Consider the following 13,793-nt stretch of genomic DNA (forward strand, 5'->3'; position numbering starts at 1 on the left):
CATGACTTATTGCGTCGGCCTGAAGATCGATCGCGGGCTCGTGTTCATGTCGGACACGCGCACCAATGCCGGCATGGATTCGATTTCCACCTTCCGCAAGATGCATGTCTGGGAGCAGCCGGGCGAGCGCGTCATCGTTCTGATGTCGGCCGGTAACCTGGCGACGACGCAGGCTGTGGTCAGCCTGCTTGATGAACGCACCAAGGCAATTGCCGATCGTCACGCCACGCTTTTGGAAACGCCGTCGATGTATCAGACCGTGCGGCTCGTCGGCGATACGGTCAAGGAGGTCATCGCCAGTTCGTCGCCCGCGGGCGAGAAGGCTGACTCCTACTTCAATGCCTCGTTCATCCTCGGCGGCCAGATCAAGGGCAGCGAGCCGCGCCTGTTCATGATCTATCCCGAAGGCAATTTCATCGAATCGACTGACGACACGCCGTTCTTCCAGATCGGCGAGACCAAATATGGCAAGCCGATCATCATCCGCGCCTACGAAAAGACGATGAGCCTCGCCGAGACGGTGAAGCTGCTCCTGGTGTCGTTCGATTCGACACTGAAGTCGAACCTGTCGGTCGGCTTGCCGCTCGACCTGCTCTTCCTGGAGAAGGATGCTTTTAAGATCGGGCTGAAGAAACGGATCGGCCAGGACGACCAGTACTACCGCACGATCTCGGATGGCTGGTCGAGTGCGCTGAAGACAGCGTTTGCCAGCCTGCCCGATTTCCCGGGGTAGGGCGTGCGGCATTCGCCGGCACTTGCATATAATTCACATGTTAAATAAAATCGAGCCTTGAAGAGCCGGCCGTGACGGGCTGCGGCGAGAAATCCTGTCGGGAGGACGCGATGGACAACGATGATTTCCGGCAATGGTCGCGGCGCGCCGCCGACTGGGGCGCCGATTACCGCAGCACGCTGCGAGACCGCCCGGTGCGGCCGCTGGTCGAGCCGGGCGACATCCTCAGGAGCATAGAAGCTTCGCCGCCCGAAGACGCCGAACCGATGGACAGGATTTTCGCCGATTTCGAAGAGAAGATTCTGCCGGGCATGACGCATTGGCAGCATCCGCGCTTCTTCGCCTATTTCCCGGCCAATGCGGCGCCAGTATCGGTGGTGGCGGAATATCTGGTCTCGGCGATGGCCGCGCAGTGCATGCTTTGGCAGACATCGCCGGCGGCGACGGAGCTCGAAACGCGCACGGTCGACTGGATGCGCCAGGCGCTCGGCCTGCCGGAAGGTTTCTCGGGCGTTATCCAGGATTCGGCCTCGTCGGCGACGCTGGCTGCAGTGCTGACCATGCGCGAGCGGGCGCTCGACTGGCAAGGCAACAAAAAGGGAATGGCAGGACAGGCGCGGTTGCGCATCTATTCCTCCGACCAGGTGCACACCTCGATCGACCGGGCGATCTGGGTCTCGGGCATCGGCGAGGACAATCTTGTGCGCATTCCGGTCGACGGTCGCTTTCGCGCCATGGACACGGCAGCGCTCGAGGCGGCAATCGTTGCTGACCGGGAAGCCGGCATGCTGCCGGCCGGCATCATCGCTTGCGTCGGCGGCACCAGCACGGGTGGCACCGACGACATCGCCGCGGTTGCCGAAGTGGCGCGGCGGCATGGCCTCTATCTTCACGTCGACGCGGCCTGGGCCGGATCGGCGATGATTTGCCCCGAATATCGCCATTTCTGGGCGGGTGTCGAAGCAGCCGATTCTGTCGTCTTCAACCCGCACAAATGGCTAGGTGCGCAGTTCGATTGCTCGATCCAGTTCCTGCGTGATCCCGAAAGCCATGTGCGGACGCTGGCCATCAAGCCGGATTATCTGAAAACTCACGGCCATGACGGCATCATCAACTATTCCGAATGGTCGGTGCCGCTCGGCAGGCGCTTCCGCGCGCTGAAATTGTGGTTCCTGCTGCGCGCCCATGGGCTGGAAAGCCTGCGCAGGATGATCCGCAACCATGTCGCCTGGAGCGAAGGCCTTGCCACGCGGCTGGCAAAGGAGCCGGACTTTGAGATCGTCAGCGAGCCGATGCTATCGCTGTTTTCCTTCCGGCACAGGGCCGCAACCGGCGCCGATGCGGACGAGCACAATCTGCGGCTGGTCAATGCGATCAACGACGACGGCCGCATTTACTTGACGCAGACGAGAGTCGATGGGCGGGTGGCAATCCGCTTCCAGGTCGGACAGTTCGAGGCGACAGCCGGCGATGTCGATGCGGCCTTCTCCGTCATCAACCAAATTGCGCGCGGCCTGGCCTGATCGGGCCAAGCTGGAGTGCGCTGGCATTTGCCTTTGCAATCATGTGGGTTTCATTAGCCGGCTTATGCCTTTTCATTGGTTTCGTTTTCGACTATAGACAAGAAAAACGAAAACGGGAGGTTGCCAATGTATCTGTCGCCCCGCCATGCCGAAATCATCCAGATGGCCAAGGATCATGGTCGCGTGCTGGTCGACGATCTGGCCACCCACTTCAATGTGACGCCGCAGACCATACGCAAGGATCTCAACGACCTGTGCGATCAGCGGTTGCTTTCGCGCGTCCATGGCGGTGCATTGTTCCCGTCAGGCATCGAGAACATGGAGTATGAGGCCAGGCGCAAGATCGCCGCCGACGAGAAGGAGGCGATCGGCCAGGCGGCAGCCAGGCTGATCCCCGACAATGCCTCGCTGTTCATCAACATCGGCACCACGACGGAGGCGGTCAGCAAGGCATTGCTCGATCACAACGGGCTTATGGTCATCACCAATAACATCAATGTTGCCAATAGGATGCGCATATATCCGTCGATCGAGGTGGTGATCGCCGGTGGGGTTGTGCGCGGTTCCGATGGCGGCGTGGTCGGTGAAGCGGCGGTCGATTTCATCCGGCAGTTCAAAGTCGACTATGCCGTGATCGGCGCCTCGGCCATCGACCATGACGGCGCCTTGCTCGACTTCGATTTCCGTGAGGTCAAGGTGGCGCAGGCGATTATCGCCAATGCAAGGCATGTCATCCTGGTTTCCGATCAGACCAAATTCGAGCGAACTGCGCCGGTGCGCATCGGCCACCTGTCGCAGGTCAACACCTTCATCACCGACCGCTGCGACATCCCGTCGGTGCGCAAGATCTGCCAGGAAGCCGAGGTTCAGCTGATTGAGACATCGCTCGGCTGAGAGCTTTTCACGGCCTTCTCACGGGCTTGTGATATTTCGTTTGACATTCGTTATCATTTCGAAATAATTCCGACACGGTTTCGTAAAATGCCAAAAATGGTGCAATGCGAAATCGTTGGAGGAATTTGTGGACGCATCTCCGATCCGTGACATTTTCGTCATAGGGGGCGGCATCAATGGGTGCGGCATTGCCCGCGATGCTGTCGGGCGTGGCTTTTCCGTCTTTCTCGCCGAGATGAACGATCTCGCCAGCGGGACCTCCTCAGGGTCGACCAAATTGATCCATGGCGGCCTGCGCTATCTCGAATTCTACGAATTCCGCCTGGTGCGCGAGGCGCTGATGGAGCGCGAGGTTCTGTGGAAGAACGCGCCGCATATCATCTGGCCGATGCGCTTCGTGTTGCCCTATGCCAAGGGTCTGCGCCCGGCCTGGCTGATCAGGCTAGGCCTTTTTCTCTACGACCACATTGGCGGGCGCAAATTGCTGCCGGCGACCAGGACGCTGGACATGGCTAACGATCCGGCCGGCAAGCCCTTGAAGCCGCTGTTCAAAAAGGCCTTCGAATATTCGGATGGCTGGGTCAACGATGCGCGGCTGGTGGCGCTGAATGCGCGTGATGCTGCCGATCGCGGCGCAACCGTCCGCACCCGCACGAAAGTGGTCGGCGCGCGCCGCGAAAACGGGTTGTGGACGATCAAGATCGAGAACCTGCAAACCGGCGAGACCGAAGAGATCAAGGCAAAGCTGCTGGTCAACGCAGCTGGACCGTGGGTCGATCACGTGCTTTCCGGCGTCGTCGGACTCAACGACGTGCACAATGTCCGCCTCGTGCAGGGCAGCCACATCGTCATCTCCAAGAAGTTCGACGATCCGCGCGCCTATTTCTTCCAGAACAAGGATGGCCGCATCATCTTCGCCATTCCCTACGAGGAAGAGTTCACGCTGATCGGCACCACCGACCGGGATTATCCCGGCGACCCGCATGACGTGAAAATCAGCGACACCGAGATCGATTACCTTTGTGCTGCGGCAAGCGAATATTTCGCGCAGCCGGTCAAGCGCTCGGACATTGTCTGGACCTATTCGGCCGTCCGTCCGCTCTATGACGACGGCGCCTCCAAGGCGCAGGAAGCGACGCGCGACTATGTGATCAAGGCCGATGGTGGCGAGGGTGCCGCGCCGATCGTCAATGCTTTTGGCGGCAAGATCACCACCTATCGCCGGCTGTCGGAATCGATGCTGGAAAAGATCGAGGGCTTTCTCGGCAAGCGCGGCAAGCCGTGGACGGCAAGCGCCCCGCTGCCGGGCGGAGATTTCCCGGCCACCGGTTTCGATGCGCAAGTGGGGAAGCTGAAGTCAGCCTACCCGTTCCTCGACGCACGCCTGGCCCGCAGGTTGACCCGGCTATACGGGACGCGTGCGCAGGTTCTGCTGGGCCTGGCCAAATCGAATGCCGATCTGGGCCGCAATTTCGGAGCCGATCTCTACGAGGCCGAGATACGCTACCTCGTTGAAAACGAATGGGCCGTCACCGCCGAGGATGTGCTATGGCGCAGGACCAAGCGCGGCCTGCATCTTGGGCGCGAGCAAGTGGCATCGCTCGATGAATTCATGCGCGGCATAAGCCGGCGACATGTCGCGGCTGCCGAATGAAGAGGTTTGAGCTGATGCGGAAGGCCTGGGAGGAGGCGTCATGCTGGAACTGAGAAACGTCACCAAGTCGGTCGGTGCGGCGGAGCATATCCGCGACGTGTCGCTGACGCTTCAGCACGGCTCGCTCAACGTCCTGCTCGGGCCCACACTCTCCGGCAAGACCAGCCTGATGCGGCTGATGGCCGGCCTCGATGTGCCGACCTCTGGCTCGGTCTGGTTCGACGGCCAGAATGTCACCGGCGTGCCGGTGCAGAAGCGCAAGATCGCCATGGTCTACCAGCAGTTCATCAACTATCCTGCGATGACCGTCTATGAGAACATTGCCTCGCCGCTGCGGGTGGCCGGCACCGATCAGGCCAAGATCGACAAGGAAGTGCGCAATGCCGCAGCACTTCTCAAGCTGACGCCCTATCTCGACCGTACGCCGCTCAGCCTGTCGGGCGGGCAGCAGCAGCGCACGGCACTGGCACGCGCCATCGTCAAGAATGCCAGCCTCGTGCTGCTCGACGAGCCACTCGCCAATCTCGACTACAAATTGCGCGAGGAATTGCGCGCCGAGCTGCCGAAGATCTTCGCCGCCGCCGGCACCATCTTCGTCTATGCCACGACCGAGCCGCACGAAGCGCTACTGCTCGGCGGCAATACGGCGACACTTTCTGAAGGACGCATCACCCAGTTCGGACCGACCATCGACGTGTTCCGCAAACCGGCCGATCTGGTGACGGCGAGGACCTTCGCCGATCCGCCGCTGAACACCATCGTGCTCGCTAAGAAGGGCGCGGATTTCCTGCTCGACGGCGGCGTGAAACTACCGGTGCCGGCCGAGCTCTCAGGCATTGCTGATGCGAACTATACGATCGGCTTCCAGCCGCATCATTTGTCGCTCGAGCGGCCCAATGCCTTGGCCGTGCCGGTGCGGGCGAAGGTCACGATCACCGAAATCACCGGGTCGGAGAGCTTCATTCATCTCGACTTCGCCGACGTGCGCTGGGTCATGCTGACCCACGGCATCCGCCATTTCGAGCCCGACGAGGTGGTCGAGGTGTTCATCGATCCGCGCCACATCATGGTTTTCGACGAGCACGGCCGCGCCGTCGGCGCGCCGAAGCTGGCGGCATAGGAGAGAGATATGGCGCGCATCGACGTCAATCATGTCAGGCATTCCTATCTGCCGAACCCGCGGAAGGATGCCGATTTCGCGCTGCGCGAAGTGCATCATACGTTCGAAGACGGCGGCGCCTATGCGCTGCTCGGACCTTCCGGTTGCGGCAAGACCACGCTGCTCAACATCATTTCGGGCCTGCTTCATCCCTCGCATGGACAGTTGCTGTTCAATGGCAGGGACGTGACCAATCTGTCGACGCAGGAGCGCAACATCGCGCAGGTGTTCCAGTTCCCGGTCATCTACGACACCATGACCGTCTACGACAATCTGGCCTTCCCGCTGCGCAACCGCGGCGTGCCGGAAGCCGATGTCGACCGCAAGGTGCGCGAGACGCTGGAAATGATCGACCTGGCGTCCTGGGCAAAGAAGAAGGCGAGGGGGCTGACGGCCGACCAGAAGCAGAAGATTTCGCTCGGACGCGGTCTGGTGCGCTCCGACGTCAACGCCATCCTGTTCGACGAGCCGCTGACCGTCATCGACCCACACATGAAGTGGGTGCTGCGCTCGCAGCTGAAGCAACTGCACCGCCGCTTCGGCTACACCATGGTCTATGTCACCCACGACCAGACCGAGGCACTGACCTTCGCCGACCAGGTTGTGGTGATGTATGATGGCGGCATCGTGCAGATCGGCACGCCGGCGGAACTGTTCGAGCGGCCGCGCCACACTTTTGTCGGCTATTTCATCGGCTCGCCCGGCATGAACGTCATGCCGGTGGCAATCGACGGCAAGATGGCGACGCTCGGGTCGCAGCGGATCGAACTACCGGGCGCGCCGAAGGCCGGCAGTGGCGCCATCGAGCTTGGCATCCGTCCCGAATATGTGCGGCTCGGCCGCGACGGCATGGCGGTTTCGATCAGCAAGATCGAGGATGTCGGCCGCCACAAGGTGGTGCGCGCCAAGCTGGAAGGCCGCGACATCGCGGCTGTCATCGGCGAGGACGAGACCGTGCCCGCCGAGCCGAAGGTGCGGTTCGATCCGGCCGGCATCAACATCTATGCCGATTCCTGGCGCGTCGAGATGGGGGCATAGATGGAAAAGACCTGGAACAACAAGGCCTGGTTCCTGGTGCTGCCAGTTCTGGTGCTGGTAGCGTTCTCGGCCGTCATTCCGCTGATGACGGTCGTCAACTATTCGGTGCAGGACACGTTCGGCAACAATGTCTTCTTCTGGGCCGGCACCGAGTGGTTCGAGGAACTGCTGTCCTCCAGCCGCTTCTGGGAGGCGATGGTCCGCAACCTGATCTTCTCCTTCATCATTCTCGCCATCGAGGTGCCGCTCGGCATCTTCATCGCACTCAACATGCCGAAGAAGGGCTGGGGCGTGCCGGTCTGCCTGGTGCTGATGTCGCTGCCGCTGCTGATCCCGTGGAACGTCGTCGGCACCATCTGGCAGGTCTTCGGCCGCAACGACATCGGCCTGCTCGGCTACTACGTCAACGCGCTCGGCATCGACTACAACTACGTCCAGGATTCCTACGATGCCTGGGTCACTATCATCATCATGGATGTCTGGCACTGGACCAGTCTCGTCGTGCTGCTGTGCTATGCCGGCCTGGTTTCCATCCCCGACGCCTTCTACCAGGCGGCCAAGATCGATGGCGCCTCGCGCTGGGCGGTGTTCCGCTACATCCAGCTGCCGAAGATGCAGCGCGTGCTTTTGATCGCTGTCCTGCTGCGCTTCATGGACAGTTTCATGATCTACACCGAGCCCTTCGTCGTCACCGGCGGCGGTCCCGGCAATTCGACGACGTTCCTGTCGATCGATCTCGTCAAGACGGCGCTCGGCCAGTTCGACCTCGGCCCGGCCGCGGCGATGTCCCTGGTCTACTTCCTCATCATCCTGTTGTTGTCGTGGGTGTTCTACACCGTGATGACCAATTACGACGCGGAGCGCTGAGATGAGCGGCGCCAACGAAAGAGCGAACAGAGTGAGCGAGACGACAGCTTCGGGGGAATTGGCCAGCACGCTGTCGCAGGATGAGGTCGCCCGGCTGATGCGGCGTCGCGGCGAGGAATCGCGCTGGTGGTGGATCGTGCCGACGATCTACATCATCGTTCTCCTGCTGCCGATCTACTGGCTCATCAACATGAGCTTCAAGACCAATGCCGAGATCGTCTCGTCGCTGACGCTCTATCCGCACGCGCCGACGATCGCCAATTACGTCACCATCTTCACCGATGCATCCTGGTATTCGGGCTACATCAACTCGATCACCTATGTGGTGATGAACATGGTGATTTCGGTGGCCGCGGCGCTGCCGGCGGCCTACGCCTTCTCGCGCTATCGCTTCCTCGGCGACAAGCATTTGTTCTTCTGGCTTTTGACCAACCGCATGGCGCCGCCGGCGGTGTTCGCACTGCCGTTCTTCCAGCTCTATTCGGCCTTCGGCCTGATCGACACCCATATCGCGGTCGCGCTGGCGCACTGCCTGTTCAACGTGCCGCTGGCGGTGTGGATCCTCGAAGGCTTCATGTCGGGCGTGCCGAAGGAAATCGACGAGACCGCCTATATCGACGGCTATTCGTTCCCGCGTTTCTTCGTCAAGATCTTCATGCCTCTCATCGCCAGCGGCATCGGTGTCGCCTGCTTCTTCTGCTTCATGTTCTCATGGGTCGAACTGCTGATCGCCCGCACGCTGACTACGACCGACGCCAAGCCGATCGCCGCCACCATGACCCGCACGGTTTCCGCCGCCGGCATGGATTGGGGCCTGCTCGCCGCAGCCGGCGTGCTGACGCTGATCCCCGGCGCACTCGTCATCTGGTTCGTCCGCAACTATATCGCCAAGGGCTTCGCCCTGGGGAGGGTATAACAATGAACTTCGACCTCTCCTGGATGGCGTGGACGTGGCCGACGGCGGCCTTCTTCGCAACCATTCTGCTGCTGCTGTGCGGCATGGCGGCATGGGAATACGCCTCGCCGGGCGGCAATCCGCGCGTGGGCATCCTGCGCTTCGAGACGACGCGCGGCGACCGTCTTTTCCTGTCGCTGCTTGGCAGCGCCTTTATCCATCTCGCTTGGGTGGGTCTTGTTGGATCCAACCTGTGGTGGGCTCTCGCTCTCTCCGTGGTCTACGCCATCGGCGTGTTCCGCTACGTATAGAGGGGGAAACTGTTGGAGCGGCAGCGTGCCGGCCGCCGCTCCAGATCGCACTTGAAACCTGAAACAGTGGAGGAAACTAATGCGACGGCAATTTTTAACATCAACGACTGCCCTTGTCCTATTGCTCGGCGTGGGCAATGCCTATGCCGGGATGGACGAAGCAAAAGCCTTTCTGGACAAGGAGATAGGCCCGCTTTCGACGCTTTCGCGCGCCGACCAGGAAGCCGAAATGCAGTGGTTTATCGACGCAGCCAAGCCGTTTGCCGGCATGGACATCAAGGTCGTCTCGGAAACCATCGCCACGCACCAGTATGAATCGCAGGTGCTAGCGCCGGCCTTTACCGCTATCACCGGCATCAAGGTCACGCACGACGTCATCCAGGAAGGCGACGTCGTCGAGAAGATCCAGACCCAGATGCAGACCGGCCAGAACCTCTATGACGGCTGGGTCAACGATTCCGATCTGATCGGCACCCACTGGCGCTACCAGCAGGTGCGCAACCTGACCGACTGGATGGCGGGCGACGGCAAGGATGTCACCAACCCGAACCTCGACCTGAAGGACTTCATCGGCACGTCGTTCACGACGGCACCCGACAAGAAGCTCTATCAGCTTCCCGACCAGCAGTTCGCCAACCTCTACTGGTTCCGTTACGACTGGTTCAACGACGAGAAGAACAAGGCTGACTTCAAGGCCAAGTACGGCTACGAGCTCGGCGTTCCGGTCAACTGGTCGGCCTATGAGGACATCGCCGAATTCTTTACCGGCCGCGAGATCGACGGCAAGAAGGTCTATGGCCACATGGACTACGGCAAGAAGGACCCGTCGCTCGGCTGGCGGTTCACCGATGCCTGGCTGTCGATGGCCGGCAACGGCGACAAGGGCATTCCGAACGGTCTGCCGGTCGACGAATGGGGCATCAAGGTCGACGAGAATTCGCGGCCCGTCGGCTCCTGCACGGCACGCGGCGGCGACACCAACGGCCCGGCTGCCGTCTACTCGATCCAGAAATATCTCGACTGGCTGAAAGCCTATGCACCGGCGGAAGCCCAGGGCATGACTTTCTCTGAGTCCGGACCGGTTCCGGCGCAGGGCGCCGTTGCCCAGCAGATCTTCTGGTACACCGCCTTCACCGCCTCGATGGTCGACGCAGGCGCCAAGGCAGTGTTGAACGACGACGGCACGCCGAAATGGCGCATGGCGCCGTCGCCGCATGGCGTCTACTGGAAGGACGGCATGAAGCTCGGCTATCAGGACGTCGGTTCCTGGACGCTGATGAAGTCGACGCCGACCGACCGCGCCAAGGCCGCCTGGCTCTACGCGCAGTTCGTGACCTCGAAGACCGTGGATGTGAAGAAGAGCCATGTCGGCCTGACCTTCATCCGCGAGAGCACGATCCACGACAAGAGCTTTACCGAGCGGGCGCCGAAACTCGGCGGTTTGATCGAGTTCTATCGTTCTCCGGCTCGCGTCCAGTGGTCGCCGACCGGCACCAACGTGCCTGACTATCCGAAGCTGGCACAGCTCTGGTGGCAGGCGATCGGCGATGCGTCGTCGGGTGCCAAGACCGCGCAGGAAGCGATGGACTCGCTCTGCGGCGAGCAGGAAAAGGTCATGACCCGCATCGAGAAGTCGGGCGTCCAGGGCGATATCGGCCCGAAGATGGCCGAAGAGCATGACCTCGCCTACTGGAACGCCGACGCGGTCAAGAAGGGCAATCTCGCGCCTCAGCTCAAGATCGAGAACGAGAAAGAAAAGCCGATCACCATCAACTACGACGAACTGGTGAAGAGCTGGCAGAAATAAGACTGTCCTATGCGGGCGTTCGCGCCCGTGTGAAAATTGGGGAGGCGGCATGTTGCCGTCTCCCCTGTTTGTATCAAGGCGGAGGACTTCTGGATGAGCGGTTTTGTGCTGGCTATCGACCAAGGTACGACATCGACCCGGGCGATCTTGTTCGACGGCCAGATGAAGGTCGTGGGCAGCGGGCAGAAGGAATTCACCCAGCATTATCCGGCCTCCGGCTGGGTCGAGCACGATCCGGAGGAAATCTGGGCGAGCGTCGTGACGACGGTGAAGGCTGCGCTGAAGAAAGCCGGCCGCGCCGCTTCGGATGTCGCTGCCATCGGTATCACCAATCAGCGCGAAACCATAGTCATCTGGGACGGGGCGACCGGCAAGCCGATCCACAATGCCATCGTCTGGCAGGACCGGCGCACCGCGCCGCTCTGCCAAAAACTCAAGAAGCAGGGACTTGAGAAGAAATTCACCCGCAAGACCGGCCTGCTGCTCGATCCGTATTTCTCCGGCACCAAGATCGCCTGGATGCTCGACAAGGTGAAAGGAGCGAGGCGGCGCGCCGAAAAGGGCGAATTGCTGGCCGGCACCATCGACAGCTTCCTGATCTGGCGCCTGACCGGCGGCAAGGTTCATGCCACGGACGCCACCAACGCCTCGCGCACGCTGGTCTACAACATCGCAGAGAATGCCTGGGACAACGAGTTGCTGTCGATTCTCGACATCCCGGCAAAAATGCTTCCCGAGGTAAAAGACTGTGCCGATGACTATGGAATCACGGAGAAAAACCTCTTCGGCGCCGAGATAAGGATCCTCGGCGTTGCCGGCGACCAGCATGCGGCGACCATTGGCCAGGCTTGCTTCGAGCCGGGCATGATGAAGTCGACCTACGGCACCGGTTGTTTTGCGCTGCTCAACACGGGCAGCGACCTGGTGCGCTCGAAGAACCGGCTGCTGACCACCATAGCCTATCGGCTGAATGGCAAGACAACCTATGCGCTGGAAGGCTCGATCTTCATCGCCGGGGCGGCGGTGCAATGGCTGCGCGATGGCATCAAGGTGATCGGCAAGGCCGAGCAGAGCGGCAGATTGGCGGCCGAGGCTGATCCAACGCAGAATGTCTATCTCGTGCCGGCCTTCGTCGGGCTCGGTGCACCGCATTGGGATGCCGAGGCACGCGGCGCCATTTTCGGGCTGACGCGCAATTCCGGTCCTGCGGAATTTGCACGTGCCGCGCTGGAATCCGTCGCCTACCAGACGCGCGACCTGCTCGATGCCATGCGCAAGGACTGGAAGGGTGCTTCGGCCAAGACCGTGCTTCGGGTCGATGGCGGCATGGTGGCGTCGGATTGGACCATGCAGCGCCTGGCCGACATCCTCGATGCGCCGGTCGACCGTCCGACCATTCTGGAGACGACGGCGCTCGGCGCCGCATGGCTGGCCGGCTCGAAGGCAGGCGTCTGGGCGGATGCCAAGAAGTTTGCCAGAAGCTGGGCGCTCGAACGGCGCTTCCAACCGGACATGGAGAGCTCCATGCGCTCCGCCAAACTGGCAGGCTGGCGCGATGCTGTGCGCAGGACCCTGAGTGTGCAATAAGCAGCCACATCAGATAGGGCGAGGGGAATGAAGCCGGACTGGTATCCTGCTTGGCGCGACGAAGCTCTCCAGCAGCTGAATGCCGAGAATGACCGCTTGCAGAAAGAATTCCGCCTCGGCAGCTGGTCACGCTATGACTATGACATGACGACCGGAAAACTCCTGTTCTCCAAGGATGGGGCGATCAAGGTGATCGCAGAGATCCAGATTGCCGGCTCCACGAGCGCCAGGGCAGACAACTGGCTCTGGGCCTGGGCAAATTCAAATTTACCCGACGAACTCCTCAGCGACTCAAAGCTGGCTCGATCTTTCGGCGAGAAGAACAGCATTGACGAGCTGGCTCAGGCTTACGTGACGGATACCAACGATGATCTGGAAGCGCTCGGTTGGGAATTGACCGGTGCAACGGTTCGAATTTGCGATTCCCTTGGAGCGTACCGATCACCTCGTGGTGAACGTGGTGCGCTCTATCTCATCGTCAAGAGCGTCAGCTGGGCAGGCTGAAGCTGGCTCGCCAACACTGAAAAGAGAAAGGCCTGCGCCACTTCCGGCACAGGCCTTCTCAAATCCGTCAGCTACTTGCACTCATCCGCGGATCAATAGGGGGAACGGCATTCCCGACGCGGGCCGTAATTCGGTTGGAACGTGTTGTCCGAAGAGCGGTAGCTGCGATAATGGTCGTAGCACCACTGCACATGCGAGTTGCCTTCGTAGACACGATTGTTCTCGCTGTTGATGATGGCGCCGGTGATCAGGGCGCCGGTCGCGAAGGCCGCCAGCGGGAACCAGTTGTCGCCATGGCGACGATAGCCGCGATGGTACTCACGATAGCCACGATGACCATTCCAGTAGGCGCCGCCGTCATTGTTTCGGGCAAAGTTACGACGGACGCCGAAGTTGCGGTTGCCATGGCGGTTATGGCGCCATTGGAAATTCCGATCACCGTTGCGGGCTTCAACGTTCAGGATATTGGATGAGGCCTCCGGTGCCTGCGGCACGAACATCTGCGCCGCATTGGCCGGCATGGCAGCCGCGGCGAACGAAACTGATAGAGCGGCCGCCAGCGTACCCGATACGAACTTGTTCATTGTCTTCTCCTTCGAAAGGGTGATTGACGTCCCTTGTGGTTGGAGAACGGGCGAGCCGGGCGATTGTTCCGGGCAAAAATATCAAGTTGCTGATTTGTAATATTTCTTTGGCCTGGCAATGGCACCAGGGATCATTGGTTTGGCGGCTCTGGACGGACCTCGATGTCCTGGTCGACCTGCCAGGCAGGCGACATGGCGTTGTCGGGACAAGCTTGGCTTGCCGATGCTCTTTTTCCG

General features: G+C 61.0%; 13 protein-coding genes. 12 read left to right on the forward strand and 1 reads right to left on the reverse strand.

The genetic code is table 11. The features are described 5' to 3' along the window. Position 1 precedes the first annotated feature (1 nt). The 12 genes from AC1RZR_RS20635 (at position 2) to AC1RZR_RS20690 (ending at position 12,972) form a co-directional block, all read left to right on the forward strand. The gene (locus AC1RZR_RS20635; protein WP_477277173.1) at positions 2–733 is read left to right on the forward strand and encodes a proteasome-type protease; all 732 of its coding nucleotides are present in this window, start codon (positions 2–4) and stop codon (positions 731–733) included. 110 nt (positions 734–843) lie between these two features. After that, positions 844–2,256 (forward strand): pyridoxal phosphate-dependent decarboxylase family protein, encoded by a 1,413-nt coding sequence (locus tag AC1RZR_RS20640; protein ID WP_481825778.1) that lies wholly within the window; start codon positions 844–846, stop codon positions 2,254–2,256. A 126-nt stretch (positions 2,257–2,382) separates the two neighbouring features. Continuing rightward, positions 2,383–3,150, forward strand: coding sequence for a DeoR/GlpR family DNA-binding transcription regulator (locus AC1RZR_RS20645; protein WP_379104259.1), 768 nt, complete (start codon positions 2,383–2,385; stop codon positions 3,148–3,150). A 127-nt stretch (positions 3,151–3,277) separates the two neighbouring features. Further along, a complete protein-coding gene (glpD, locus tag AC1RZR_RS20650; protein ID WP_481825779.1) occupies positions 3,278–4,804 on the forward strand; it encodes a glycerol-3-phosphate dehydrogenase in 1,527 nt (508 codons plus the stop codon). Between the two features lie 40 nt (positions 4,805–4,844). Further along, the gene (locus tag AC1RZR_RS20655) at positions 4,845–5,924 is read left to right on the forward strand and encodes an ABC transporter ATP-binding protein (RefSeq protein ID WP_477277166.1); all 1,080 of its coding nucleotides are present in this window, start codon (positions 4,845–4,847) and stop codon (positions 5,922–5,924) included. A gap of 9 nt (positions 5,925–5,933) precedes the next feature. Then, positions 5,934–7,001, forward strand: a complete 1,068-nt coding sequence (locus AC1RZR_RS20660) for an ABC transporter ATP-binding protein (protein ID WP_481825780.1) — start codon at positions 5,934–5,936, stop codon at positions 6,999–7,001. Continuing rightward, the gene (locus AC1RZR_RS20665; RefSeq protein WP_477277162.1) at positions 7,002–7,868 is read left to right on the forward strand and encodes a carbohydrate ABC transporter permease; all 867 of its coding nucleotides are present in this window, start codon (positions 7,002–7,004) and stop codon (positions 7,866–7,868) included. Position 7,869: 1 nt separating this feature from the next. Continuing rightward, positions 7,870–8,784 carry a carbohydrate ABC transporter permease gene (locus AC1RZR_RS20670; RefSeq protein WP_477277160.1) on the forward strand — a complete coding sequence of 305 codons (915 nt, stop codon included), beginning with the start codon at positions 7,870–7,872 and terminating at the stop codon, positions 8,782–8,784. 2 nt (positions 8,785–8,786) lie between these two features. Next, positions 8,787–9,074: a DUF2160 domain-containing protein gene (locus AC1RZR_RS20675; RefSeq protein WP_481825781.1), complete on the forward strand. Its 288-nt coding sequence runs from the start codon at positions 8,787–8,789 to the stop codon at positions 9,072–9,074. A gap of 79 nt (positions 9,075–9,153) precedes the next feature. After that, the gene (locus AC1RZR_RS20680; RefSeq protein WP_477277156.1) at positions 9,154–10,881 is read left to right on the forward strand and encodes an ABC transporter substrate-binding protein; all 1,728 of its coding nucleotides are present in this window, start codon (positions 9,154–9,156) and stop codon (positions 10,879–10,881) included. A 93-nt stretch (positions 10,882–10,974) separates the two neighbouring features. Next, on the forward strand, positions 10,975–12,468 hold the full coding sequence (gene glpK, locus AC1RZR_RS20685; protein ID WP_481825782.1) for a glycerol kinase GlpK: 1,494 nt from the start codon (positions 10,975–10,977) through the stop codon (positions 12,466–12,468). Between the two features lie 27 nt (positions 12,469–12,495). Continuing rightward, positions 12,496–12,972, forward strand: coding sequence for a DUF6882 domain-containing protein (locus AC1RZR_RS20690; RefSeq protein WP_481825783.1), 477 nt, complete (start codon positions 12,496–12,498; stop codon positions 12,970–12,972). A gap of 92 nt (positions 12,973–13,064) precedes the next feature. On the opposite strand, the gene AC1RZR_RS20695 is transcribed toward AC1RZR_RS20690, so the two are convergent. After that, positions 13,065–13,556 (reverse strand): BA14K family protein, encoded by a 492-nt coding sequence (locus tag AC1RZR_RS20695; RefSeq protein WP_477277150.1) that lies wholly within the window; start codon positions 13,554–13,556, stop codon positions 13,065–13,067. Between the last annotated feature and the right edge of the window lie 237 nt (positions 13,557–13,793).

It is taken from the genome of Mesorhizobium bavaricum (assembly GCF_056781655.1).